This window comes from Nocardia callitridis (genome assembly GCF_039543305.1).
Classification (GTDB): domain Bacteria; phylum Actinomycetota; class Actinomycetes; order Mycobacteriales; family Mycobacteriaceae; genus Nocardia; species Nocardia callitridis.
Window position 1 is genome coordinate 340953 of record NZ_BAABJM010000001.1, and the last position, 23753, is coordinate 364705.

23 protein-coding genes and 2 pseudogenes are annotated in these 23753 nt (G+C 66.7%); 13 read left to right on the forward strand and 12 right to left on the reverse strand.

The window, feature by feature from the left end:
• Positions 1 to 177: 177 nt before the first annotated feature.
• Together ABEA50_RS01540 and ABEA50_RS01545 are read right to left on the reverse strand one after the other, a co-directional pair.
• Positions 178 to 735, reverse strand: coding sequence for an LGFP repeat-containing protein (locus ABEA50_RS01540; protein WP_345493157.1), 558 nt, complete (start codon positions 733 to 735; stop codon positions 178 to 180).
• Between the two features lie 232 nt (positions 736 to 967).
• Positions 968 to 2347, reverse strand: a complete 1380-nt coding sequence (locus ABEA50_RS01545) for a PhoH family protein (RefSeq protein ID WP_425577500.1) — start codon at positions 2345 to 2347, stop codon at positions 968 to 970.
• Between the two features lie 286 nt (positions 2348 to 2633).
• On the opposite strand from ABEA50_RS01545, the gene ABEA50_RS01550 reads away from it, so the two are divergent.
• The gene (locus ABEA50_RS01550) at positions 2634 to 2906 is read left to right on the forward strand and encodes a hypothetical protein (RefSeq protein ID WP_345493158.1); all 273 of its coding nucleotides are present in this window, start codon (positions 2634 to 2636) and stop codon (positions 2904 to 2906) included.
• Between the two features lie 78 nt (positions 2907 to 2984).
• On the opposite strand, the pseudogene ABEA50_RS30870 reads toward ABEA50_RS01550, so the two are convergent.
• The 3 genes and pseudogenes from ABEA50_RS30870 to ABEA50_RS01565 all read right to left on the reverse strand — a co-directional run.
• Positions 2985 to 3068, reverse strand: a pseudogene (locus ABEA50_RS30870) (preprotein translocase subunit SecA); the annotation flags it as partial.
• Between the two features lie 88 nt (positions 3069 to 3156).
• Entirely contained in the window at positions 3157 to 3591 is a 435-nt protein-coding gene (locus tag ABEA50_RS01560) for a limonene-1,2-epoxide hydrolase family protein (RefSeq protein ID WP_345493160.1), read from the reverse strand.
• A 25-nt stretch (positions 3592 to 3616) separates the two neighbouring features.
• On the reverse strand, positions 3617 to 4351 hold the full coding sequence (locus ABEA50_RS01565) for a TetR/AcrR family transcriptional regulator (protein ID WP_345493161.1): 735 nt from the start codon (positions 4349 to 4351) through the stop codon (positions 3617 to 3619).
• A gap of 234 nt (positions 4352 to 4585) precedes the next feature.
• Between ABEA50_RS01565 and ABEA50_RS01570 the strand changes: the two genes are divergently transcribed.
• The 4 genes from ABEA50_RS01570 to ABEA50_RS01585 all read left to right on the forward strand — a co-directional run bounded on the left by ABEA50_RS01570 (position 4586) and on the right by ABEA50_RS01585 (position 8698).
• Positions 4586 to 5782 (forward strand): FAD-dependent monooxygenase, encoded by a 1197-nt coding sequence (locus tag ABEA50_RS01570; RefSeq protein ID WP_345493162.1) that lies wholly within the window; start codon positions 4586 to 4588, stop codon positions 5780 to 5782.
• A gap of 108 nt (positions 5783 to 5890) precedes the next feature.
• Complete coding sequence (locus ABEA50_RS01575) at positions 5891 to 6319, forward strand: hypothetical protein (protein ID WP_345493163.1); 429 nt, start codon at positions 5891 to 5893, stop codon at positions 6317 to 6319.
• Between the two features lie 46 nt (positions 6320 to 6365).
• A complete protein-coding gene (locus ABEA50_RS01580; RefSeq protein WP_345493164.1) occupies positions 6366 to 7958 on the forward strand; it encodes a PPE domain-containing protein in 1593 nt (530 codons plus the stop codon).
• On the forward strand, positions 7955 to 8698 hold the full coding sequence (locus ABEA50_RS01585) for an ESX secretion-associated protein EspG (RefSeq protein WP_345493165.1): 744 nt from the start codon (positions 7955 to 7957) through the stop codon (positions 8696 to 8698). The genes ABEA50_RS01580 and ABEA50_RS01585 overlap by 4 nt, the downstream gene beginning before the upstream one ends.
• Before the next feature lie 103 nt (positions 8699 to 8801).
• Here the strand turns inward: ABEA50_RS01585 and glyA are convergent, their stop codons facing one another.
• Positions 8802 to 10097 carry a serine hydroxymethyltransferase gene (glyA, locus tag ABEA50_RS01590; protein ID WP_345493166.1) on the reverse strand — a complete coding sequence of 432 codons (1296 nt, stop codon included), beginning with the start codon at positions 10095 to 10097 and terminating at the stop codon, positions 8802 to 8804.
• A 61-nt stretch (positions 10098 to 10158) separates the two neighbouring features.
• Between glyA and ABEA50_RS01595 the strand changes: the two genes are divergently transcribed.
• Both ABEA50_RS01595 and coaA read left to right on the forward strand, forming a co-directional pair.
• Positions 10159 to 10404, forward strand: coding sequence for a hypothetical protein (locus tag ABEA50_RS01595; RefSeq protein WP_345493167.1), 246 nt, complete (start codon positions 10159 to 10161; stop codon positions 10402 to 10404).
• Between the two features lie 473 nt (positions 10405 to 10877).
• Complete coding sequence (gene coaA / locus ABEA50_RS01600) at positions 10878 to 11810, forward strand: type I pantothenate kinase (RefSeq protein WP_345493168.1); 933 nt, start codon at positions 10878 to 10880, stop codon at positions 11808 to 11810.
• A 19-nt stretch (positions 11811 to 11829) separates the two neighbouring features.
• Here the strand turns inward: coaA and ABEA50_RS01605 are convergent, their stop codons facing one another.
• Complete coding sequence (locus ABEA50_RS01605; RefSeq protein WP_345493169.1) at positions 11830 to 12609, reverse strand: isoprenyl transferase; 780 nt, start codon at positions 12607 to 12609, stop codon at positions 11830 to 11832.
• A gap of 257 nt (positions 12610 to 12866) precedes the next feature.
• Between ABEA50_RS01605 and trhA the strand changes: the two genes are divergently transcribed.
• Positions 12867 to 13490 (forward strand): PAQR family membrane homeostasis protein TrhA, encoded by a 624-nt coding sequence (gene trhA / locus ABEA50_RS01610; protein WP_345494604.1) that lies wholly within the window; start codon positions 12867 to 12869, stop codon positions 13488 to 13490.
• A gap of 280 nt (positions 13491 to 13770) precedes the next feature.
• Entirely contained in the window at positions 13771 to 15351 is a 1581-nt protein-coding gene (locus ABEA50_RS01615; protein WP_345493170.1) for an adenylate/guanylate cyclase domain-containing protein, read from the forward strand.
• Positions 15352 to 15547: 196 nt separating this feature from the next.
• Here ABEA50_RS01615 and ABEA50_RS01620 read toward each other — a convergent pair whose 3' ends face one another.
• Positions 15548 to 17593, reverse strand: coding sequence for a thioredoxin domain-containing protein (locus ABEA50_RS01620; protein WP_345493171.1), 2046 nt, complete (start codon positions 17591 to 17593; stop codon positions 15548 to 15550).
• Positions 17594 to 17728: 135 nt separating this feature from the next.
• Between ABEA50_RS01620 and ABEA50_RS01625 the strand changes: the two are divergent.
• A pseudogene (locus ABEA50_RS01625) lies at positions 17729 to 17998 on the forward strand (DUF952 domain-containing protein); the annotation flags it as partial.
• Between the two features lie 72 nt (positions 17999 to 18070).
• Positions 18071 to 18499 (forward strand): cupin domain-containing protein, encoded by a 429-nt coding sequence (locus ABEA50_RS01630; RefSeq protein ID WP_345494606.1) that lies wholly within the window; start codon positions 18071 to 18073, stop codon positions 18497 to 18499.
• Between the two features lie 208 nt (positions 18500 to 18707).
• On the opposite strand, the gene ABEA50_RS01635 is transcribed toward ABEA50_RS01630, so the two are convergent.
• From ABEA50_RS01635 to mca, 3 genes are all read right to left on the reverse strand, one after another.
• Positions 18708 to 19286 (reverse strand): TIGR03086 family metal-binding protein, encoded by a 579-nt coding sequence (locus ABEA50_RS01635; protein ID WP_345493172.1) that lies wholly within the window; start codon positions 19284 to 19286, stop codon positions 18708 to 18710.
• Between the two features lie 388 nt (positions 19287 to 19674).
• A complete protein-coding gene (locus ABEA50_RS01640; RefSeq protein ID WP_345493173.1) occupies positions 19675 to 19986 on the reverse strand; it encodes a hypothetical protein in 312 nt (103 codons plus the stop codon).
• Positions 19986 to 20882: a mycothiol conjugate amidase Mca gene (gene mca / locus ABEA50_RS01645; protein WP_345493174.1), complete on the reverse strand. Its 897-nt coding sequence runs from the start codon at positions 20880 to 20882 to the stop codon at positions 19986 to 19988. The genes ABEA50_RS01640 and mca overlap by 1 nt, the downstream gene beginning before the upstream one ends.
• 126 nt (positions 20883 to 21008) lie before the next feature.
• Here mca and ABEA50_RS01650 point away from each other — a divergent pair, with 126 nt between their 5' ends.
• Together ABEA50_RS01650 and greA are read left to right on the forward strand one after the other, a co-directional pair.
• Positions 21009 to 21479, forward strand: a complete 471-nt coding sequence (locus ABEA50_RS01650; protein WP_345493175.1) for a DUF4307 domain-containing protein — start codon at positions 21009 to 21011, stop codon at positions 21477 to 21479.
• A 419-nt stretch (positions 21480 to 21898) separates the two neighbouring features.
• On the forward strand, positions 21899 to 22393 hold the full coding sequence (gene greA, locus ABEA50_RS01655; RefSeq protein ID WP_345493176.1) for a transcription elongation factor GreA: 495 nt from the start codon (positions 21899 to 21901) through the stop codon (positions 22391 to 22393).
• A gap of 110 nt (positions 22394 to 22503) precedes the next feature.
• Here the strand turns inward: greA and ABEA50_RS01660 are convergent, their stop codons facing one another.
• Entirely contained in the window at positions 22504 to 23646 is a 1143-nt protein-coding gene (locus ABEA50_RS01660; RefSeq protein ID WP_345493177.1) for a cystathionine gamma-synthase, read from the reverse strand.
• Positions 23647 to 23753: the final 107 nt, after the last annotated feature.

The following is a 23753-nucleotide window of genomic DNA, read 5'->3' on the forward strand; positions in this document are numbered from 1 at the left end:
TGTGCACCTGAGACAACCTAGCGGTTCGGCCCGCGGCGCGGGGAGTCGAGTACGGCACTGGGCTCGAGCTTGTGAGACCTCACAGACCAGGGACTATCCCGGAAATCGAGGCACAGGACAGACCACGGCCCTCCGTGGACGGCGCGAAGCACCGTCCACGGAGGGCCGGAGAGCGTATTACTTGGGGGTGACGGTCGTCTGACCGTCGACCCAGGTGATGGTTCCACCGGTGAAGTCGCTCTGCTTGCCGCCCTGGATGTCCTGCTCGTCGCTGGTCGGGTAACCGAGCTCGCCGCTGGCGCCGCCGTTCTCTTCCCACGCCTTGCGGATCTCGCCCCAGACGATGTGCGGCTCGCCTTCCTTGGGCTCGTAGATCGTGCCGCCGGTGAAGTCCTGGAACTTGCCGTCCTCGGGGGCGCTCTCCTCCGCTTGCAGCGGTGCGCCGAGGGTGCCCTCGGGGCCGCCGCTGCCCACGTACTTCTCGTAGATGCCGCCGGAGACGGTGATCTCCTCGCCGTTCGGCGTGGCGACCTTCGTTTCCTGGCCGGCTTCGGCCCCGGAGGTCGACGTGGCGCTCTCGCCACTGGCCCCGGACTCGGTCGGCGTTTCCGCGCCATTGGTGGCGCTCTCTGCCGCACCGCCGACGGCGCTGGTGGCGGAGCCGACGGCGTCGCTGGCCGGGTTGTCGTTGTCGTCACTGCAGCCGATGGCGACCAGCGCGGCCGCGGCGATCAATGCGGTAAATCCAGCCGTACGTCGAGCGAAGTGGTGCATTTCCATCCTCCCGAAAGGTGGCTACCAAGGGGACGGCACCGACCAGGTGCCGTCTGGTGCAGGATAAGGCCGATGCAGGGCAACGGCCCAGCGAATCGAAAAAGAACACGCTAGGCCGTTGCCGAACACCATATCGTTGCGAATATTACCCGTTTTACAGGCGAGTAAAACGCACGCTGGACAATTGCGCCCCTTAGGAAGTGGGGCCGTACTCCTCCAACATCTCGGTAACCAGAGCCGCGATTGGCGAGCGTTCGCTCCGCGTCAAGGTGATGTGTGCGAAAAGTGGGTGCCCCTTGAGCTTTTCGATCACCGCGGCGACACCGTCGTGCCGCCCGACGCGCAGATTGTCGCGCTGGGCCACATCATGGGTCAGCACGACCCGCGACCCCGCGCCCAACCGACTCAGCACAGTGAGCAGCACATTGCGTTCCAGCGACTGCGCCTCGTCCACGATCACGAAGGAATCGTGCAGCGACCGACCCCGAATGTGGGTCAGCGGCAACACTTCCAACATGTCGCGGGCGAGCACCTCCTCCAACACCTCACGGCTGGCGAGCCCGTCGAGAGTGTCGAAGACGGCCTGCGCCCACGGCCCCATCTTCTCGCTCTCACTGCCGGGCAGATAACCGAGTTCCTGGCCGCCGACCGCGTACAACGGACGGAAGACCACCACCTTGCGCTGGGCGCGCCGCTCCAGCACCGCTTCGAGACCGGCGGTCAACGCGAGCGCGGATTTGCCGGTACCCGCCCGCCCACCGAGCGAGACGATCCCCACGCTCTCGTCCAGCAGCAGGTCCAACGCGATGCGCTGTTCGGCGGAACGACCGTGCAGGCCGAACGCCTCCCGCTCACGCACCAATTGCACGCGTTTATCCGGCGTTATCCGGCCCAGCGCGCTCGAACTGCTACCGAGCAGCCGTATCCCGGTGTGGCACGGCAGTTCTCGAGCCTGATCCAGATCCAGCACCTGCTCGGCGTAGAGCTGATCGACCTGCTCCTTGCTCACATCGAGTTCGACCATCCCCGACCATCCGGAGGTGACCACGTCCTGCGCGTGATATCCGTCGGCCTGCAAGCCCACCGCACCGGCCTTGACCCGCAACGGAATATCCTTCGACACCAGCAGGACCTCGCGACCCTCGGCCGCGAGATTCAGTGCGCAGGCCAGGATTCGGGAATCGTTGGTGTCGGTGCGGAATCCGACAGGCAGCACCGTCGGGTCGGTGTGATTGAGCTCTACCTGGAGCGTTCCGCCTTCGGTGCCGATCGACACCTGCTGGTCGAGCCTCCCGTTCTGCACGCGTAGATCGTCGAGGTTGCGTAAAGCCTCCCTGGCGAACCAGCCCAGTTCGTGATGGTGTCGTTTGCCTTCGAGTTCGGTGATGACCACCAGCGGTAAGACGACATCGTGTTCACCGAACCTGGTGAAAGCCCAGGGATCCGAGAGCAGAACCGAGGTGTCGATGACGAAGGTCTTGACGGGTGAACGATCGGGACGAACCCCTTGGGTACCGGGGCCGTCCGAATTGACAGTCGCCGAGGAGGCGGAAACGGAGCGTGCAGCAGTCACGGTGGCTCCTCTGTGTTCGCGCGGCACCCGCTACGAACGATCGCGCTGGACCGGTCGGACCTGATGGACTCCGACGACTACCGTCGTCGGATGCCACGAGGGCCGGGTGCCGGCCCCCTCGAACTGATGCGCTCAGTCACGGTCAGGACCTCCCGTGCGAACCACACCGCCGCGGTCCGCACCAATGACGCTACCGCCGAACACCCGTTCCGCGCTTGGGCACTGATAGGCATGTCTGTGAATTCATGGTTAACCGGGGTGCCGGGAAACCGATACAGTCGAGGTCATGACCGGTAACGAGAATCTGGAGAGGTTGTCTTCAAAAGAACTGCACGACCGGGCGGTAGGGCTGGCCGTGCGGCACGGCGACGTGAAATTTCTGTGGCGACTGCTCACCTCGATCCCCGCCGCCGAGGCGGCGACGGGCAATCTGGGAGCGAGCGAAGCCGACATCAAATACGTCGTGCCGATGCTCGACGACTACATCCACGCGGGCGACGGCGAGATCGCCGAAGTGCTACGGCCGTTCTATCTCGACTACCTCACCGAGCACTCCTGAATCACGGTGGTGCGAGCGCACAGCACGAAACGCGGTCGCCGCGCCGCGGTGCGCGACCTGGAGTGTGTCCGGCCACGTGCCGGCCTCGGCGATGATCTGGGCTTCCTTCTCGTGGAACTTCGCGTTGAGCACGTTGTGCGCGACGCCGCGCTGAGCGAAGCGGCCGTCGCCGACATCACCGCGCACCGAACACTGGGATGCCTGGCTCGACCCCGACCACCCCGCCCCCGCCACCCTGCTGGCGACACCGTCAGTTTTTGCGCAGTGCGGCGCGCCAGAGCCCGACCGCGGTGCCGCGCAGCAGGTTCTCCCAGCTGAAGTGGTCGTGCCACAAGATGATTCGGCCATCGCGCAGTTCGAAGGTGCCGCTCACCCAGAACGCCACTCGCACGGGACCGACGCGGAGGATGTCGGTACGGTCGGTCAACACCACAGCACCCCCGTCGTCGGCGATGTGATGGATTTCGGCGGAGAAGCCGACCCAGTCGCGGCCCATCCCGCGCAGGAATCGTCCGACCCGGTACTCGCCACGCACGTCGGGCAGCGAGGTGTTCTTCCACACGACATCCGGGTGCAGTAGCGCCACGGCCTCGTCGAGGGCGGGAAGTTCCAGCGCGGCGAAGAACTCACGCACGGTCGTGCTGGCGTCTTGCGCCAATTCTGATCCCTCTGATCCCTCGGTCATGATTCGACCTTAGGCGCCCGAGGCGCTAGCTGCCCAGCCCTTCGCGGCTGTCGATGAGCACGGCGAGCCCGTCGAGGATGCGCGCTATCCCGAAGTTCAGCGCGTCGTCCCTGCGGCCGTTGGCCGCGTTGGCCGCCGCTTCCTCCGCGAACGCCGCGCGGACGGCGGGATATCGGTCGCCCACGATCGTCATCGTCTCGGCGAGACTGGTGGCGAGCTGCTCGCTCGCCGCGCCGTCGGCCACCGAGGACACCTGTTGCACCAGGCTGCGCGCGTGACCGGTGAGCAACACGATGCTGTCCAGCCGTTCCGCGCCGGTGAGCCCGGTGTCGGCCGTCGCGCGCAGCGCCGCGTCCATCCACCCCAGTTCGTTGGGGCCGATCGGGTGGGCGCCGGTGGTCAGTTCGATCGACCAGGGGTGGGCCAGGTAACGCTCGAAAATCGTTTCCGCCCACCGGCGTAATCCCGTGCGCCAGCGTGGCTGCGCGGCCACGTCGAACAGGTCCGGTACCGGACCGAGAGCGCGGTCGAGCATCAGCGAGGTGAGTTCGGCCTTGCCTGGCACGTAGCGGTAGAGCGACATCTTGGTGAAGCCGAGGCGCACGGCCAGCCGCTGCATCGACAGGCTGGCGAGTCCCTCGGTGTCGGCCAGCGCGATCGCCTCGGCGACGATCGCGTCCAGCGAAAGGGCCGGTTTCGGGCCGCGTCGTGGGCGCTGCTGTAACCCCCAGAGCAGCTCGACCGCGGTGGGTGTCGCCATGGTCTTGTCCTAATCCGTTCTGGGAGTGAGCCATCCGGCACGCTCCGTGGTGATGGCCCCGGAGAGTCGATCGTGGCTGGGATGTCGTGCCCGTCCGTGGTGGGCGTGAGCACTGCTTGATCAGGTCACCGTTGGTCCATTCGGGACGTCTTGACTTTGAAACTGTGTCTACCATACTCTAATTTGCGTCCACCGGAAACAGATTCCACCAGACACAGATCCTCAGGAGTCGCCATGCCCATCCGAACCGTGCTGATCTCCGGCGCGAGCGTCGCCGGTCCCGCCCTCGCGTACTGGCTACGGCGCTACGGCTACGCCGTCACCGTCGTCGAACGCGCGCCCGCCCTGCGTCCCGGCGGACAGGCCATCGATTTCACCGGGCGCACCCAGTTCACCGTGCTCGAACGCATGGGTATCCGCACCGACATCGAACAGCGCAGAACCGGGACCACCGATATCCGCTTCGTCGACGACAACGGCACGCGACTGGCCGAACTGACCGGCGAATTCACCGGCGGTGACGTGGAGATCCTGCGCGGTGACCTGGCCAAGGTCATGTACGACCACACGGCGGCGACCTGCGAATACCGATTCGGGGACTCGATCAGCGCACTCACCGAAACCGACGACGGTGTCCTGGTCGAGTTCGAAAACGGCCCCGAGCGCACCTTCGATCTGGTCTTCGGCGCCGACGGCATCCACTCCAGGGTCCGCAAGCTGGCCTTCGGCCCCGAGCACGAATTCGTCGAACATCGGGGGTGGTACTACTGCGTCGCCGGCGCGAACCCGTGGAGCGCGATCGCGCACGGCGAGCGTGAACGAGCGATCGCATACGGATACAACACACCGGGCAGGCTCGCCGTCAGCGGCGGCTCGAAAGCGCAGCAGCTGTACATGTTCGCCGCGCCCGAACTCGATTACGCCCGCGACGACCAGGCCGCACTGCGACGCATCGTGACCGACGCCTACTCCGACGCGGGCTGGGAAGTGCCGAGGATGCTGCGCGAGCTCGCCGAATTCGACGACATCTATCTCGACTCACTCAGCAGAGTGACCATGCGCGACGGCTACACCAGGGGCCGCGTAGCGCTGGTCGGCGACTCCGCGTACGGAAGCACCCTCAACGGCTTCGGAACCGGATTCGCCCTGGTCGGTGCCTACGTGATCGCCGGTGAGCTCGCCCGCGCCGAGGGCGACCACACCGTGGCGTTCGCCCGCTACGACGCGATCATGCGCGGCTACACCAAGATCGCGGGCAACAGCGACGCCGGTCGATTCCTCGCCCCGAAGACCGCGCTCGGTATCCGGGTACGCAACTGGTTTCTGCACTCGTGGGCATTCCGGCTGATGCAGAAGTACGCCGAGCGCGCTCGCGAGGACATCGAGCTGCTGGACTACCCCGCGTTGGTCACCGGCTCGCACACGTCGTGAGCTCGGCGCGCCGATATTTCTTCCACGAATTCGTGATTCGAGGGAACCGAACCGGGGGTGGGTCGCGTCTATACAGATCGAACACCACTGACGGTAAGGGGCGGTGCCATGGTGAAGACCAGTACGGAAGCGGCGACGGCTACCGAGCCGGGGGCGGGTAGTCCCTTCCCCGGCTATACCGATGCCGCGAAGGCGGGGTCGTTGCGGGTGCGCATGGACCCGCAGGGGTTCGTCGATATCGACAAGGCGTGCGAGGAACTCATCGCTCGACTCACCCGCGCGCGCGACGACGCTCGCGCGCTCGGCGCGCAAGCCACCTGGGGACTCGGCGAGCAGAATCCGCGGTTGTTCTCCGCGGTCGAGCTGGTGCGGCTGTTCCGGGACAAGGCATTCGGCGGCGCGAACAACGCGAACGACACGGTCGAGCAATACCTCGCGGTGGCCGAGGACATCAGGGCGATGTTCCACGCGGCCTGCGAAAGCTATCAACGCGTCGACGCGGACTTCGCCGCGCGATTGCGGGAGATCACCGCATGAGTGCCGCGCTGCCCGACCACGGGCCGACCACGACGGGGGAACGAGCATGAGACAGTACGACGACGGGGCGATCACGAATCCTGAGAACGCGCACAGCTTTTCGTTCACCGAGATCGCACGGGCAGCCGACCAGATGAACCCGGCCGACCTCACCGGCGCACTCCAGACATGGTCGACCATCGCGACGACGGTGTCCGACGCGGGAAGCAGATTCGCGGACGCGGTCGGTCGTGTGATGGAGCAACATTGGGAAGGCGTGGCCGCCGACAGCGCCGCCTCGGGGGTGCGCGACTACGCAGCGCGGCTCGGCGAATTCGCCGAAGCGCTCGGCGCACAGGCCGCGCCACTGAGCGCGGCGGCCGCGGCGGCAACGAAATTCAAGGCGGCCATCCCGAATGTCGGGGAATCCTCGGATAACTCGTCCGGCTCACGCAACAGCCGTGAGGAGCAAGCGCGCGACGATATGATTACCCATTACATTCAGCCTTACGGGCAGGTCGCACAGGGTATTCCGTTGCTGCCGCCACCGCTCGGCGGGGGCGAACAAACCACGGTCGCCGGGGTCACCGGTGGTCGCCGCACCGAGGACGGCGCGTCGAACGGGCTGCGGGGTGCGCGCGGGAGTGGTTCGGACACCGACGGTTCCGATACCCAGGGCGCGTTGCTCGGCTCGCGGGCGGGTGCGGCCGCTGACGGGAGTTCGGATACCGAGGGGCACGGTTCGCAACGGGTACGTGGGAGCGCGGGTAGCGGCGACAGGGATGCGCAGGACACCGCGACAGGTTCGTCGAGTACCGGGTCCAAGGATTCGTCGCGGGAGGGATCCGGCAGCGAGAAGACCACGGAGCACACCGGATCCAACAGTCACGGCGACCGGGAGTCGCGAGATTCCGAGTCGGGCAGTGACAAAGCCCTGGGGGGCAAAGGTTCTGAATCACACGGCGATGACGAGGCCACGGACGAGGCATCCGGCGGCGAGTCGAGCACCCGCGGCACCGATGCGGGGGCGGCGAACACCGACGATGATCGCTTCACCGCGCACACGGACGGGTCCGAGAGCGGCGACGATCGGCTCGACGCTGCGCCGGGGTCGACGAAAGACGCCATGCGCGGTGACGCCAACGATGTACCTGGCGCGACCAATACGACAGCGGCAGGTGCTGCGCCGCAACAAGTGTCCGCACTTTCCGGCCCCTTCGCACCGGCGGCGGCACCCGGCGCGGCACCGGGATTCGTCCCGGGCGCGGGCTTCGCGGCGCCGACCTCGATGCCACCGGTAGGTGCGCCGAGCTGGTCCGCTCCGGCGGAGGGCATCGGCGTTCCCGGCGGAGCATCGACACTCGGTGCAGCACCACCGGTGGGCGGGCCTGGCCAATCCGTCGAGCCACAGCCGGGTACCTCACGGTCGGTGCCACCCGGATCGGCCGCGAGTACGCAGGGCAACGCACCGAACTCGACGCCGCTGCGCCCGAACACAACTGGCCCAGCGGGCTATTCGGGTGCGGTCGCGCCGAGTATCCCGCTGAATACGGCCGACGAGAAGCGCAAGGGGCCGAAATTCCTGCGGACCGAGGAACACGCGCGCGAACTGCTCGGCGAAGTGGAACCGACGGTGCCGCCGGTGATCGGCGCCGAATGACGACCGCGCAGTGGACGCTGTCCGCCGAGCAGTTCGCGGCGGCCTGGTTCGGAACGGGCTTGGATCGGTTGCCGTACCCGTTCCGTTTCACCAGCCGATTCCACAGCCGCAACGAATACCAAGAATTCCACCGGCAATTCGCAGCCGACTTGGCGGCCGAACATCGCCGACCACTCCGGCGCGCGATTTCGGTCCTCGCCCAACCGGATTGGCGCATCGAACTGCTCGGTTACCGCTCCGCGGACGGCGGCTCGGAGCTGCGCGCCATCGGCTGCGGAACCCGCGCGGGCTCCGCGATCATCGCCGAACAACGGCCAGCACCCGACGGCGGAAAGGTGCGGTTGCGCCGCTGCCGCGTCGACCAGTTGACCACCGAACTCGCACGCCTGCTCCCGGACACACCACCGGGCGACACCGGCGAAAAACGTTTCCTCCTGGAAGATCTCAACGACGAACGCCCCGACCCGTTCCAGAACGCACCCTCGCGCGAGGTGAAACAACGCTACCGGCGATTTTGGTCGCAACCCCACGACACCAGAGGCACCATCACCGTCCTACCCGGCCCCCGCAACGCCACCCCACCACGCACCGGCCGCCTACGCTGGATCGACACCCCCGACGGCCGCTACTGCGAGGCCCCCGCAAACCGAGCACTGATGATCCGCCCCGCAACCACCGCCGACATCATCCGCTACGTGGACGAGTCGACCGCACGAGCCAAACTCCGGCTAGACGCCTGACTCGCCGATACAGGCGTGGACCAAACAAGATCAGCAGGGCACCAGTGCGGTACCTACCGCATTACTCGCCTGTAGCGTCCTGGTGATCTTGGTTTGGGGCCGCTCAGCCGAGCAGGCGCCAATCCTCCAGACCGTCGTACAGCGGCACCGACTTGGCGAGGGTGCTCACGCGGGAGCGGAGGGTGTCGAGGTCGGCGCCGCCGCCGAGGGCGGTGGCGATGATGTCGGCGACCTCGGTGAATTCGGGGTCGCCGAAGCCTCGGGTGGCGAGGGCGGCGGTGCCGATGCGCAGGCCGGAGGTGGTCATCGGGGGGCGGGGGTCGAAGGGGACGGCGTTGCGGTTCACCGTGATCCCTACCTCGTGCAGCAGATCCTCGGCCTGCTGGCCGTCGAGGTCGGAGTTACGCAGGTCTACCAGCACCAGGTGCACGTCGGTGCCACCGGTCAGCACGCTGACACCCTTGTCCCGCACGTCGGCGCCGGTGAGGCGCTCGGCGAGGATCTTCGCGCCCGACAGGGTGCGCTCTTGGCGGTCCTTGAACTCGGCACCGGCCGCGATCTTGAATGCGACGGCCTTGGCGGCGATCGCGTGCATCAGTGGGCCGCCCTGCTGGCCGGGGAACACCGAGCTGTTGAGCTTCTTGGCGAATTCCTGCTTGGCCAGGATCAGGCCGGAGCGCGGGCCGCCGAGGGTCTTGTGCACGGTGGAGGACACCACGTCGGCGTAGGGCACCGGTGAGGGGTGCAGGCCCGCCGCGACCAGACCGGCGAAGTGCGCCATGTCCACCCACAGGTAGGCGCCGACCTCGTCGGCGATTGACCGGAACGCGGCGAAATCCTGATGCCGCGGGTAAGCCGACCAACCGGCCACGATCACCTTGGGGCGTGCCTCGAGCGCGATCGAGCGCAGCTCGTCCATGTCGATGCGGTGATCGTCCTTGTTCACCCCGTAGGAGTGCACCTCATACAGCTTGCCGGAGAAGTTCAGCCGCATGCCGTGGGTGAGGTGGCCGCCGTGCGCGAGGTCGAGGCCGAGCAGCTTCTCGCCGGGGTTCATCAGCGACATCAGCACCGCGGCGTTCGCCTGCGCGCCGGAATGTGGCTGCACATTGGCGAATTCGGCGCCGAAGAGTTCCTTCGCGCGGTCACGGGCGAGGGTCTCGACGACGTCGACGTGCTCGCAGCCGCCGTAGTAGCGACGACCCGGGTAGCCCTCGGCGTACTTGTTGGTGAGCACGCTGCCCTGTGCTTGCAGCACGGCGCGTGGCACGAAGTTCTCCGACGCGATCATCTCGAGAGTGTCGCGCTCACGATCGAGCTCACCCGCCATGGCGGCGGCGAGCTCCGGGTCGAGCTCACCGAGCGATTGGCTATTGACAGAGGCGGTCGTCTGCGTCACCGCCACAGTCTATTGGGCTGCGGTTCACCGACGATCGGCGGGTTGAGCGGCTGACTACCCGATGGACTCGGCCAAGCACACCCGGGTGCGCCGTGGCCGAGGAACGATCTCGCAGATCACCACCCCGCTCGATGTAATGACCACCCTCCGGCAAGCGGTGTACCTGGTGACCACCCCGTCCAAGGAGGCGATTCCCATGATCCAGCCGACCGTCGTACCGAGCGATCCGATCCAGGCATTACTGCTGAAGCTGTCCGCGCTGGTGTGCGGCCTGTCCTCCGGGCAGGGGTGCTTCACCATTCAGTAGGGCCGCCCCACCGGCTCAGCCATGATCGCGGTACTGAGAGCCGCCCCCATCCCGCATCCCCTCACGAGCCTGCGGTTCCCCGACCCGTCTCGGTCGAACAATCACCGACGATCAATGTGTGGCACAACACACACTATCGAACGCAAAATGTGATTCACATCTCTGGACAATTGAGCCCGACCGTCGAGGAAGACCGGAATTCCCGGCGAGATTTCCACGGCACACAGGTATGCACGGAAACCCCCGCACCGTCACGGAATTCGCTTTTCCGCGCGCGGTCGATGACCGGCACCCACACCGATCACCGCAGCCCACTACCGGTAACGCCATCTGCTACCGGCCGGTAGTGGCACCCCCTTATTCGACGCCGTATGGGCGCGGAGCAGAATTCGGTTATGCGGCGAGAGTTGGATCGAATCCCACAGCGCGGGCAGCGTATCTGTGCGTGTTTGCCGAACGGGAGCGTCGGGTAAATGGCACGAATGAGCGAGCCGAGTCCGTATGTGGAATTCGACCGTAAGCAGTGGCGCAAGCTGCGGAAGTCGACTCCACTGGTACTCACCGAAGAGGAACTGCGCGGCCTGCGCGGGCTCGGCGAGCAGATCGATCTCGAGGAAGTCGCCGAGGTCTATCTGCCGCTCGCCCGGTTGATCCATCTTCAGGTCGCGGCCAGACAGCGGCTTTTCGCCGCAACGGCCACCTTCCTCGGCGAGGCCCACCCCGACAAGCAGGTGCCCTTCGTGATCGGGGTGGCGGGCAGCGTCGCGGTCGGCAAGTCGACCACCGCGCGCGTGCTCCAGGCGCTGCTGGCCCGCTGGGATCATCATCCGCGCGTCGACCTGGTCACGACCGACGGATTTCTGTATCCCACAGCCGAACTCGTCCGTCGCTCGATCATGGAGCGCAAGGGCTTCCCGGAAAGCTACGACCGCCGCAAGCTGTTGCGCTTCGTCACGGAGGTGAAATCGGGCGCCGAGGAGGTGTGCGCGCCGGTGTACTCACACATCTCCTACGACATCGTGCCCGGTGAGCAGCACTGTGTGCGCCAGCCGGACATACTCATCGTCGAGGGCCTCAACGTGTTGCAGACCGGCCCCCGGCTGATGGTTTCGGACCTGTTCGACTTCTCGATCTACGTGGACGCACGCATCGAGGACATCGAAAAGTGGTATGTGAAAAGGTTTCTCGCGCTGCGCGCGACGGGCTTCGCGAACCCGGAGGCACATTTTCACCACTACGCGAATTTCACCGATGAACAGGCCAGCGCCACGGCCAAGGAGATCTGGAACTCCACGAACCGACCCAATCTCGTGGAGAATATTCTGCCGACGCGCCCCCGCGCGACCCTCGTCCTGCGGAAGGACGCCGATCACACGATCAATCGCCTGCGGCTGCGAAAGTTGTGATTACGCTTACATTTTCGATTCAAATACCGAAACGGCGATGTCGCGCGGCGAAGTCACGTAAGGCGCGCAGGAAATCCACCCGCCGGAATTCCGGCCAGTACGCCTCGGTGAACCAGATCTCCGAATAGGCGCTCTGCCACAACAGGAATCCGGATAAACGCTGTTCGCCGGAGGTCCGGATGACCAGATCGGGGTCGGGCTGACCGGAGGTGTACAGGTGCTGCCCGATCGCGTTCACGGTGACCGACTGCACCAGATCCTCGCCGGTCTCCCCTGCGGCGATCTCCTGCCGCATGAGCGAACGCACCGCGTCGGTGATCTCCTGCCTGCCGCCGTAGCCGACCGCGACATTGACGTGGACGCCGTCGCGGCCCTCGGTGTACTCGGCGGCGGTGCGTAGCCGCTTGGCGATCAGCTCGGGGAAGCCCTCGAGCGAGCCGACGATGCGCACGCTCCAGTTCTGCTCCGGCGCCGACAGTTCCTCGACGACGTCGGTGATCACCTCGAACAGCGTCTCGAGTTCCTCGGGATCGCGGCGCAGATTCTCGGTGGACAACAGGTACACGGTGACCATCTCGATGCCTTGATCCGCGCACCACCCCACGAGTTCGGCGATCTTCAGCGCGCCGACGCGATGGCCGTGGCTGACATCGGTGAACCCGTTTTCCCGCGCCCACCGGCGATTACCGTCGCACATCACCGCGACGTGGCGGGGATGCTGACTGCCTACGAGCTGCTTGGACAGCCGTGCCTCGTAGAAGCGATACGGCAGACCCCGCACCTGACTCGGAAGCTCCACGCGGGCAACCCTACGCCCCGCCGAGACGGCCTCGGCGCCGACCGCGTTTCCCGGTAAAGTGAGAACCGTCAGAAACTTACGGTCACGTAACTTACGGAGTAGTAAGTTACTGGCTAGTTCAAACCAGGAGGTAGCTCGTGTCGTCACCGATCGACCACACCGGCGCAAGCCCCATTGACGGAACGAGCACACTCCACCCTTCGGCCGACCCCGCCGATTCGGATTCCGTGCCAACGACCCCCCTCGGCAAGCCGAGCATGCGCGGCTGGATCCACACCTGGGCGGTCGGTATCGCCGCGGCCGCGGTGATCGTGCTGATCGCCGAGGCCGCGACCGTCTCGGCAACGGCGGGATGGTCGACCACGATCTACGGGCTCACCGTCTGCTTCCTGTTCGGTATCAGCGCGGTCTACCACCGGATCACCTGGGCGTCGGTGCGCACTCGCGTCAGGATGAAACGCGCCGACCACTCGATGATCTTCCTGTTCATCGCGGGCAGCTATACCCCTTTCGCGCTGCTGGGTCTACCCGGCCGCACCGGGGTGACACTCCTGATCGTGGTGTGGGCGGGCGCGTTGGCTGGCGTCGCGTTGAAACTGCTGTGGCCGACCGCGCCACGCTGGGTCGGGGTGCCGCTGTATCTGCTACTCGGCTGGGCGATCGTGCCGGTCGTCGGGCGCCTGCTCGACCACGTCGGCCTCGCACCCTTGATCCTGCTGCTCATCGGCGGCGTGATCTACAGCGGCGGCGCGATCCTCTATGCCACCAAGTGGCCCAATCCCTGGCCGACGACATTCGGGCACCACGAGTTCTTCCACGCCGCCACCGTGCTGGCCGCGCTCACCCACTACGTCGCGGTGTGGCTGGTCGTATTGCACTGAACCGTGCGCAATTTCACCTGGCTCCCCGGTGCTGCGCAGGCGCGGATGTCGACCCGCGATACTGTCCTACGACGAGAGGACGAGAGGCAGCGGCCGACGCGATGACGACACCGACGATCGAGCGCGGCGCACGGGCGACAGCGCGGATCCCGGGCGCACCGGGTTCGGGAGCACGCACCGCCGGTGGCTCGCCCCTGCACCGCGGCGGCACGTACCCGGCGTCGCGACGCGTATTCACGGTGTCGCGCAGCGTGTTCGCACCCACACGGCAGGTCGCACGATGATCGCGCGACTGGTGCTCTGGGCACTGAAGGCGCGCGCGGGATTGGCCGCGGTGGTGATCACCGCCAACCTCAGCGGGCTCGCGGTGATCGTCATGCAGCTGTGGCTCAGCGGGTTCCTGAGCCGCCTCGGCCCGGATTGGCTGCGGGCGCTGGCACTGGTCGGGATCTACCCGACGGTGGGGTTCCTGCTGGGTGTCGGTCTGGCGATCCGCGACCGCACCGTGTACTTCGGGTGGCTCGACAGCGGACGTAAGCCGACCGGGGTCGAGGCGCGCCGATTGCTGCGCCTGCCGATCGCCATCACGCTGCGCGCGCTCGCGCTGTGGTTTCCCGGCGTGATCATCGCGACGATCCTGTTCGCGCAGCTCACCCCGGAGAACAACCCCGCGGTGACCGCGTCGTTGTTCACCCTCGGCGCGCTCGAATCGGCGGCGGTGACCTTGCTGATCGTCGATCGCCTGATCCGCCCGACCATCCCGGTGGTAGCCGGGGTGCTCGGCGCGACCATGCACTGGAGTTCGTCGGTGCTGGCCAGGGTCGTTGTCACCTGGGCGGTCGCGGGCGCGCTGCCGATGCTCATCCTCATCGTCGTGCTCGCCGATCCAGCCGCCGCCGCACCCGACCGGATCAGGGCGGCGATCTACCTGTCGGTGGTCGGCCTCGGGGTCGGCGCGCTGGCTACCTCGTTCCTCGCGCGCGCCGTCGCCGCACCGATGCGCACCCTGCGCCGCGCACTCGACCAGATCGCCCATGGTGATCTGACCGTGCGGGTGCCGGTCGGCAGCACCAGCGAGATCGGCCGACTGGAGAACTCGGCCAATGAACTCGCCGCCAATCTGCGTGAGCGCCAACGCATGCGCGATGTGTTCGGCCGCCATGTCGGCGCCGAGGTGGCCGAGCGGGCATTGCGTGGCGGGGTGGATCTCACCGGCGATGTGCGGGTGGTGACCGCACTGTTCATCGATGTCACCGGCTCGGTCGAGCTGTCCTCCGGGCTCACTCCACAGGAATTCGTGGCCAAACTCAACCGGTTGCTCTCGACCGTCATCGCGGCGACCGAGGAGAACCGAGGGCTGGTCAACAAGTTCGAAGGCGACGCGGCACTGTGCGTCTTCGGCGCACCGATCGCCCTGCGCGACAACGCCACCGCCGCCTTGCGCGCGGCCCGCCGCATCCGCGACGAGGTACTGACCACCGGCGAACTCGACATCGGCATCGGCGTCGCCCACGGCCAGGTGTTCGCGGGCGACGTCGGCTCGGAGCTCCGCTCGGAGTACACCGTCATCGGCGACGCGGTGAACGAGGCGGCGCGCCTGACTACCGCGGCCAAACAGGTGCCACACCGGATCCTGGTGAGCGGCGCGGTGATCGACGCCGCGGCAGCGGAAGAACGCGCCGCGTGGCTGCGCTACGACACCCTCGTGCTGCGCGGCATGACCGAGCCCACCGAGTGTTGGACCGACCTCGACGGCCACGCCGCCGCACCCGACGACAAGCCCGGCAGCACCACGAACGGGCCGAGCACGGGGGATAATCCGGTGATCGAAATACGCACCGCGGCAGCGGAAAACGAATAGGTCCTCGAACAACTGTCGACGTACTTCACCACCGGCGAAGCCCGCGACCGACTCCCCCGAGCTGGACTCGAACAACGCTACCGCCAGACGCTGGGGCTCGGACAACGAACGTCGGGCACGCGTGAAACAGCTACCCAGAGATCGGAACTGAAATTCTCAGTCCACCTTCCGGGGACCAACTCACAGAGCCCTCCGCTTACTTTCTCGACAGCGCCACACGCAACTCGTCGACGGTCGTTACCGGGCGATCGCACACCACACCGCGACACACGTAGGCGGCGGCAGCACCGTCGAGCAGTGGTCGATCCGCGAGCATCGGCACCGAATCCGGCACCGCGGCGAGGACGAGCGCGCCGCCCGGCGCGCCGACACGCGCCTCCGACAGCAAGGTCGCGGCCTCGTCGGCGGACTCACCCGTGGCGATCGCCACCTGCACCGGGCCACGCACAGCCGCCTCGGCGACGGTCAACCAGTGTCCCGCCGATCTCGACGCCCGCGCGAGCACCACCGCGCCGCGAGTCAGTGTGTGGTCGGCCAACTCTCGGTATCGCAGCTCCCGTTCGGGGTCGCTGGCGGCCGCGGCGGTGAGCAGGGCCTCCGCCAAGGATGACGCCCCCGAGGGGGTGGCGCCGTCGATCGGGTCGCGCGGACGAGCCACGAGGGTTTCGGCATCGTCGGCGGTGTCGAACCAGTTGCCCGGCGTCTCCTGGTCCGCGAAGCGTGCGATCGCGGTGTCGAGCAGCTCTTGCGCGTCTTCCAACCAGGTTCGGCCACCGGTCGCCTGATGCAGCGCGAGCAGCCCGGTGGCCAACCACGCGTAGTCCTCGAGCACACCGGAGGAGGCGCCCGCGACACCATCGAGCGAGGTGCGGCGCAGACGGCCGTCGATCACGTGCTCGGACAACAGGAAACGCGCACAGCGCGCGGCGGCGGCGAGCCAATCATCGCGCTGGAACACCGCTCCCGCCTCGGCGAGCGCGACGATCGCCATCCCGTTCCACGCGGTAACCACCTTGTCGTCGCGCGCCGGTTGCGGGCGCCGATCGCGCACCTCGCGCAGTCCGGCTCGGACACGGTCGAGACGCGCGAGGTCATCGGGGTCCTGGTAGCGGGTCGGTACCGAGGTGCCGTGCTCGAAGTTGCCCTCGGTGGTGATGCCGAAAACCTCGGCGACCCATGCGCCGTCGGCGGGCCCGAGCTCACCGGCCAACTCGGCGGGCGTCCAGACATAGGTCGCGCCCTCCACCCCTGGCTTACCCGGCTCGAGGTGGGTGTCGGCGTCCAGTCCTGAGGCGAACCCGCCGTGTTCGGTACCGAGATCGTCCAGCAGGAACTGCGCGGTCTCCCGAGTAACCCGGTGCGCCAACGATTCCGCCGCCGACGATGGATTCCGCCGTGCCAGATGGGCGTACACACGCAACAATTGGGCGTTGTCGTAGAGCATCTTCTCGAAATGCGGTACCACCCAGGCGGTGTCGACGCTGTAGCGGGCGAAGCCGCCACGCAGCTGGTCGTAGATGCCGCCGCGAGCCATCGCGTCGGCGGTACGGGCGACCGTGTCGAACACCGTGGCGTCGCCGGTGCGTTCCCAGCTGCGTAGCAGCCCTTCAAGCAACGCTGACGGCGGAAACTTCGGTGCGCCACCGAATCCGCCGTGCGTGGGGTCCTCGTCGCGCAGGATCGCGGCGACGGCCTGGTCGAGCAGCTCGACGTTGATCGTGAACTCGGCGTCGGGCAGTCCTGCGGCCTGCTCGCGTAGCGCGGCGGCGACCTGCGCCGATGCCTGGTCTACCTCGTCGCGACGCTGCTGCCAGGTCTCGGTGACCGCGGTGAGCAATTGGGTGAACGAGGGCATCCCGCCGCGCGGCTGCTTGGGATAATAGGTACCGCAGTAGAACGGCTCCCCCGTCGGCGTGAGGAAGCAGGTCATCGGCCAGCCGCCCTGGCCGGTCATCGCGACGGTCGCGTTCATGTACACCGCGTCCAGATCGGGCCGCTCCTCGCGGTCCACCTTGACGCAGACGAAGTTCTCGTTCATCAGCTCGGCGGTGGCGGTGTCTTCGAAGGACTCGTGTGCCATCACATGGCACCAGTGACAGGAGGCGTAGCCGATCGACAGCAGAATGGGGACATCCCGCTGCTGTGCCTCGGCGATCGCCTCCTTTCCCCATGGCCACCAGTCCACGGGATTGGCGGCATGTTGACGAAGGTAGGGCGACGTCGCGTCGCTCAATCTGCCCATGCGAGCCAGGGTAGACCTGTCGGATCGGGTGCGGGGGCAACGACCTGAGCGGCACCGTCCGCGACTGTCGGCAACCCGCGAAACCTGAGTGCTACTGGGTAGATTGGGTTCATGTCGACCGATCCGATCGTCCACATGCTGCGCTTGTCCGACCTACGATCCTCCGAGGAGGCGATTACCTCCGCATCCCTGGCCACCGAGGGTTTCGTGCACTGTTCACCGGACGAGTCGACGATGCTGCGGGTGGCGAACACGGCCTTGCGCGACGAGCAAGAACCCATGGTGGCGCTGCTGCTCGATCCGGCGAAAATCAGCGCACCGATCCGGCGGGAGCGTGCCGATGCCGCGTCGCTCGCCGGAGACGGTTTGCTGTTTCCGCACGTCTACGGGCCGATCGAGCGTGCCGCGATCATCGAAATCCGCTATGCGCGTAGGGATGTCACCGGCGCCTACGTCGGCCTCGAACACCGCTCGCCGCTGCTCGACTCGCTGGATCTGCTGCCGCATCCCGAGGGCGGATGGTTCCGCGAGACCTGGCGAAGTACCCACACGTTCACCCCCGAGGGTTATCACGGGACGCGCGCGGCGGGGACAGCGATCTACTACGTGCTCAGGCGCGGCGAACAGTCCGCGTGGCACCGCGTGCGCTCCGACGAGCTGTGGTTGTGGCACGCCGGTCTCCCACTCGCCATGACGCTGGGCGGCGACGGCCCACAGCCGAGCGCCTCGGCGCCGCGCATCCTCGGCGGTGATGTACTCGCGGGCCAACGGCCGCAAGTACTGGTCCCGGCAGGCCGGTGGCAGAGCGCCGAGCCGCTCGCTGGCGACGCGGACGAGGCCCTGGTCAGCTGTGTTGTCTCACCAGGCTTCGACTTCGCCGATTTCGAACCGCCGCAACCGACGTGAACAACGGCCGCCGGCGTCAGTTTGCGCGCGGCGTTGGCGTTGCGGCGCGGCATTGGCGTTGCGCCGCAACACCCTCGATTACCGGCCGTGAGCCAGAGCCGAGAAGCGGGTCCGATGGCTGCTGCTCGGTGCACCGGTCCCCGGCGGCGTGATCGACGTCGCTACCAACAGGTGCGCCGATTGATCCAGCCGCCGGGGGGTCGCGCGCTCAGGTCGTCGAGCTCAACAGCGCTCGACCGACGTAAGCCAACAGTCGCCGATGACCGGGATCGCTCGGCACGGCAGGCACTTCGGCGCCGAACAAGCCCGATCCACGGAACTCGTCGATGCCGCCCTCTGCTTGCAAGGTGTCGAGCAGTTCGGCGCACAATGCGTTGTCGGCGAGATCGGGTCGACCGATCGCGATGGCGATATCGACACCGTGCGTTGTCAGCTCCGCCCAATGCAGCAGCGCGGCCCTCGGCGCGGGCAACGTACCCGCGGGGTGCCGGATCACACTGTCGAGCACGTCCGGCCGATGCCAGGCGGCGCGGTCGATCTCGGCGGCCGCGGCGTAGGCGCCGCGTGGGTCACCACCGAGCCAATCGGACTCCCGTTCCGCGCCGGAGTAGGTACCGCTCAGCACGGCCGCGAAGATGTGCATGGTGCCGATGGTGTGGTTGAGCTCGGTACGCACATCCCAGTCCTGGCGCGGCGTCGGCGCATCCAGGTTGCCGCTGTCGAGCGCGGCGACGACGGCACTGTTCACGTCGAGTGCGCGGTCGATCTGTCCGATCACATAGTCCATCAGCATCCTTCGCGTCGAGTGTGTGGCTGCATAGGTAACCACAGCTGGCAGCCACACGGACAGGTGTTATGAAAGCGGAATCGTTCACCGAGAAGCTCAACAGCAGTTGCCGACAGTGTGCTCGCGATCGCCGTTCGATGACGGTAGTCGGCGAGCAACCCGATAGCGACCGCGATCCGCCCCCATCTTCACCCGATAATCAGCAGTTCGGTCGCGGATCAGGGCGAACGCACACCGGCGCGGTTCCACAGGGTGGCCAAGCGCACTCGGGCCGACCCGGAGTAATCGCGCCCTGATGGCGCGACCGTCGCGGTTATCCCCTCTTGACAGCGGATCGCGTGAGCCTGCGTCGCACAGGACCGCCGCGGCACCAACCCCTCCTGCGGAGTCAGGCCGAACCCGCTCGTTTCTCCGGCTCGGCGCTGTCCGCCTTTTCCGCCGTGTCCGCATCACCGCGCACCTCGTCGTCCGGCTCCCGCGCGACGCCGTGCTCGGTGCCCTCGTCGGCCTCCTGATCCGGCTCGGGGTGCTCGGGTTCGAAGGTCTCCGGCAGCTTCTTGATGTGCTTGTTCATCGAACGAACGAGCAGCACCGTCCCTGCCAACAAGATGACGACGAGGACGAGGCCGAACGGCGAGGCCTTGCCGAATTCGGGTCCGGTCGGCTCACCGGTGCCCTGGGCGAGCAGTGTGATCAACATCAGCGGCGCTCGTCTTCGATACCGGCGAACAGGTCGGTTTCGGGTACCAACGACTCCACCGCACCGACCCTACTGACGGCCAGTTCGAACTCCTCGGTCGGCCACAGCCGTTGCTGCAACTCCATCGGAATCGCGAAGAAGACCCCGTTCGGGTCGATCTGGGTGGCGTGCGCGCGCAGGGCGTCGTCACGCTGCGGGAAGTACTTGGCGCAGTCGATCCTGGTGGTCACCCGCGCCGCGGTCGTGTCGCCGCGCTCGGAGCGGTGCTTGCGCACGCGCTCGAGCCATTCCTGCATCGGGAACGGTTCGCCATTGCGTTCGTACTCGCCCGCGAACGCTTCCATCCGCTGTTGGCTGAACCCGCGGTCGTAATACAGCTTCAACGGTGTCCACGGCTCGCCCGCATCGGGGAACCGCTCGGGATCGCCCGCCGCCTCGAACGCCGCGACCGACACCTCGTGGCAGCGAATGTGGTCGGGGTGCGGGTAGCCGCCGGTCTCGTCGTAGGTGGTCATCACGTGCGGCTTGAATTCCCGCACGACACGAACCAACGCTTCGGTGGATTCCTCGAGCGGAACCAACGCGAAACACCCTTCCGGCAGCGGTGGCAGCGGATCACCTTCCGGCAGACCGGAATCCACGAATCCGAGCCAGTGCTGACGGACGCCGAGCGCACTCGCCGCGGCCGCCATTTCCTCGCGCCGGATCTCGTTGATCCGGTCCAGCACACCCGGGGTGTCCATCGCCGGATTCAGGATGCTTCCGCGCTCGCCGCCGGTCAGCGTGACAACGAGAACCTCGTTGCCCTCGTCCGCGTACCGGGCCATCGTCGCGGCGCCCTTGCTGGACTCGTCGTCGGGATGGGCGTGCACCGCCATGAGCCGAAGACCGCTCACGTCTCGTTCACCTCATCACTCACCGTCTTGACCTCATGCTCTCCACCGCCAGGTGTCCGATCGTCGTTCCCTATAGTTCCATCCGACCCGCATTTGTTCCGACATACCCCCCTGGAGCGAAAAGCCATGAGCGATCCCGCGCCGGAAACCGCCGGTGACGTGCACGGCGCCGCCACGACGACGGCGTCGCGCCAGACCGACCGATACGGTGCGCCGCCACCGGTCCGCCGCAGGTGGATCGCCGCGGCGCTCGGCGTGGTCGTGGTGGTCGTCGGCCTCGCCATCGCCTATGTCGGCTACCGCAACTTCGGGCCCAAGCAGATCGAGCCCGAGCAACTCGGCTACACCGTTGTCGATGATTCCACGCTCACCGTGAACATCAAGGTGACAAGGGCCGACCCGCAGCGTCCCGTGGTGTGCCTGGTCCGTGCGATGGACCGGGACAGCAACGAGGTGGGCCGCCGCGAGGTGCTGATCGAGCCGTCGCCCACGAGCACCGTCCAACTCACCACCACCGTGCGCTCCACGTCGCGTCCTTCGGCGGGCGACATCTTCGCCTGCAGCGAGCAGGTTCCGGACTACTTACGCGCGCAGTGATCTGAATTCCTGGGTCGTCCGCGGTCGTCTGCGGTCGTCTGCGGTCGTCCGCACGCGCGCCGCGGAGCCCCCGTCGGGCGGAATTCAGCATCGTCGTCGCGTCATGTCTGGCGAGAAATTAACTCCGACCTGCATATTTATGATTCATGCTAAAATGGCTCCACACACGGTTCCGGGGCTCGGAGCCGTGTTTGCTGCATTGACGGCCAGCGCTGTCGTTTCGGACTACACGAGAGGTTGCCGAGTTCGCCTAGAACACGGTTGTCTCGCGACCGCCCGGAACTAGGGCCTGTCGGGGTTCGCTGAACTTCCCAGGATTGCTCTAGCCGTCGGCTGGCGCGCGTCTGCCTCCGGGTAGACGTCGCGTCGGTGATCAGGAATCCCGGTTCGCCGGGAACAACTACTAGGGAGTGATCGAGATGACCGAGACGCAAGTGACCTGGTTGACCCCGGAGTCGCACGACAGGCTCAAGGGCGAACTCGACGCGCTCATCGCCAATCGTCCCGTCATCGCCGCCGAGATCAATGAGCGTCGCGAAGAAGGCGACCTCAAGGAGAACGGTGGCTACCACGCCGCGCGCGAGGAGCAGGGTCAGCAGGAGGCGCGTATTCGCCAGCTGCAAGAGCTGCTCAACAACGCGAAAGTCGGCGTAGCGCCGACGAAAGCCGGTGTGGCACTCCCCGGTTCGGTAGTCAAGGTCTACTACGACGGCGACGAATCCGACACCGAGACCTTCCTGATCGCCACGCGGGAAGAGGGCTTGAACGATTCCAAGCTGGAGACCTACTCCCCGAGCTCGCCGCTGGGCGGCGCGCTGATCGATGCCAAGGTCGGCGACACCAGGGAGTACAAGCTGCCCAATGGCAATCTCATGAAGGTCACGCTGGTCAGCGCCGAGCCCTACCACAGCTGACACCTCGGGCCGTAGGCGTTCGCCTGGCCCGGTTCTCCCGGAACAACAGCGGCCGCACCGGAGTCTCCGGTGCGGCCGCTCGTTCATCTGGTTCCTCGCCTACTTTCGGGTTACGCCAGCGCTTGCTCGACATCGGCGAGCAGGTCGCTCGCGTCCTCGATGCCGACCGACAGCCGAACCAGGTCGTCGGGGACCTCGAGTACCGATCCCGCAGTCGACGCGTGCGTCATGGCGGCGGGGTGCTCGATCAGCGATTCCACGCCACCGAGCGATTCGGCCAGGGTGAACACCTTGGTTCGCGCGCAGAACCCCTGCGCCGCCGCGGCACCACCACGCAGGCGCACCGAGATCATGCCGCCGAAGCGGCGCATCTGCTTGTCGGCGACCGCGTGCCCGGGGTGTTCGGCGAGGCCGGGGTAGAGCACGTGCGAGATGGCTGGATGCTTGCCGAGGTACTCGACCAGCGATTCCGCATTGTCGCAGTGCCGATCCATCCGCACCGCGAGCGTTTTGGTGCCCCGCAGAGTAAGGAACGCGTCGAACGGGCCGCCGACCGCGCCCGCACCGTTCTGCAGGAACGCGAATGCCGCGTCGAGTTCGGGGTCGTCGGTGATCAGGGCGCCTCCGATGACATCGGAGTGGCCACCGAGATATTTGGTGGTGGAGTGCAGCACGATATCGGCGCCGAGCAGCAGCGGCTGCTGCAAGTACGGGGTCGCGAAGGTGTTGTCGACGACCAGCTTGGCGCCGGCTTCGTGGGCCACCTCGGCCAGTGCGGGGATGTCGCCGATATTGAGCAGTGGATTGGTGGGGGTTTCGATCCACACCAGCTTGGTGTTCGGGCGAATGGCGGCGCGCATTTCATCGACGTCGAAGACGTGGGCGGGTGAGTGCTCGATGCCCCACTCGCTGAACACCTTGTCGATCAGACGGAAGGTGCCACCGTAGGCGTCGTCGGGGATGACGATGTGGTCCCCGGGGCGAAGTAGTGCGCGCAACGCACAGTCGGTGGCGGCCATGCCGGAGGCGAAGCTCCGGCCGTAGCTACCCGATTCCAGCGCGGCGAGGTTGACCTCCAGCGCGGTGCGGGTCGGATTTCCGGTGCGACCGTATTCGAAACCGCCGCGCAACCCACCGACGCCGTCCTGGGCGAAGGTGGAGCTCGCGTAGATCGGCACGTTCACCGCGCCGGTCAACGGATCGGGGTCGAAACCCGCATGCACGGCACGGGTCGAGAATCCCAGCTCACTCATAGCCACAGACTAATTGGCGCGTTTTCGTGACAGCTTCCCGGTGGGGTGATAGCGAATTCGTCGCCGCAAGGGCGCCCCCGAACGCGGGGTTCGGACCTAGGCTGGCG

Bases quoted from the DNA above. Each gene is read 5' to 3' on its own strand.
- ABEA50_RS01640 (WP_345493173.1), bottom strand. From the start codon at position 19,986: ATGTTGATCACACTGCTCGCCCAGGGCACCGGTGAGCCGACCGGACCC.
- ABEA50_RS01620 (WP_345493171.1), bottom strand. From the start codon at position 17,593: ATGGGCAGATTGAGCGACGCGACGTCGCCCTACCTTCGTCAACATGCC.
- ABEA50_RS01575 (WP_345493163.1), top strand. From the start codon at position 5,891: ATGGTGAAGACCAGTACGGAAGCGGCGACGGCTACCGAGCCGGGGGCG.
- ABEA50_RS01635 (WP_345493172.1), bottom strand. From the start codon at position 19,286: ATGGACTATGTGATCGGACAGATCGACCGCGCACTCGACGTGAACAGT.
- ABEA50_RS01595 (WP_345493167.1), top strand. From the start codon at position 10,159: ATGGACTCGGCCAAGCACACCCGGGTGCGCCGTGGCCGAGGAACGATC.
- trhA (WP_345494604.1), top strand. From the start codon at position 12,867: ATGCGCGGCTGGATCCACACCTGGGCGGTCGGTATCGCCGCGGCCGCG.
- greA (WP_345493176.1), top strand. From the start codon at position 21,899: ATGACCGAGACGCAAGTGACCTGGTTGACCCCGGAGTCGCACGACAGG.
- ABEA50_RS01585 (WP_345493165.1), top strand. From the start codon at position 7,955: ATGACGACCGCGCAGTGGACGCTGTCCGCCGAGCAGTTCGCGGCGGCC.
- ABEA50_RS01615 (WP_345493170.1), top strand. From the start codon at position 13,771: ATGATCGCGCGACTGGTGCTCTGGGCACTGAAGGCGCGCGCGGGATTG.
- ABEA50_RS01550 (WP_345493158.1), top strand. From the start codon at position 2,634: ATGACCGGTAACGAGAATCTGGAGAGGTTGTCTTCAAAAGAACTGCAC.
- ABEA50_RS01570 (WP_345493162.1), top strand. From the start codon at position 4,586: ATGCCCATCCGAACCGTGCTGATCTCCGGCGCGAGCGTCGCCGGTCCC.
- ABEA50_RS01565 (WP_345493161.1), bottom strand. From the start codon at position 4,351: ATGGCGACACCCACCGCGGTCGAGCTGCTCTGGGGGTTACAGCAGCGC.
- coaA (WP_345493168.1), top strand. From the start codon at position 10,878: ATGGCACGAATGAGCGAGCCGAGTCCGTATGTGGAATTCGACCGTAAG.
- ABEA50_RS01660 (WP_345493177.1), bottom strand. From the start codon at position 23,646: ATGAGTGAGCTGGGATTCTCGACCCGTGCCGTGCATGCGGGTTTCGAC.
- ABEA50_RS01560 (WP_345493160.1), bottom strand. From the start codon at position 3,591: ATGACCGAGGGATCAGAGGGATCAGAATTGGCGCAAGACGCCAGCACG.
- ABEA50_RS01650 (WP_345493175.1), top strand. From the start codon at position 21,009: ATGAGCGATCCCGCGCCGGAAACCGCCGGTGACGTGCACGGCGCCGCC.
- ABEA50_RS01580 (WP_345493164.1), top strand. From the start codon at position 6,366: ATGAGACAGTACGACGACGGGGCGATCACGAATCCTGAGAACGCGCAC.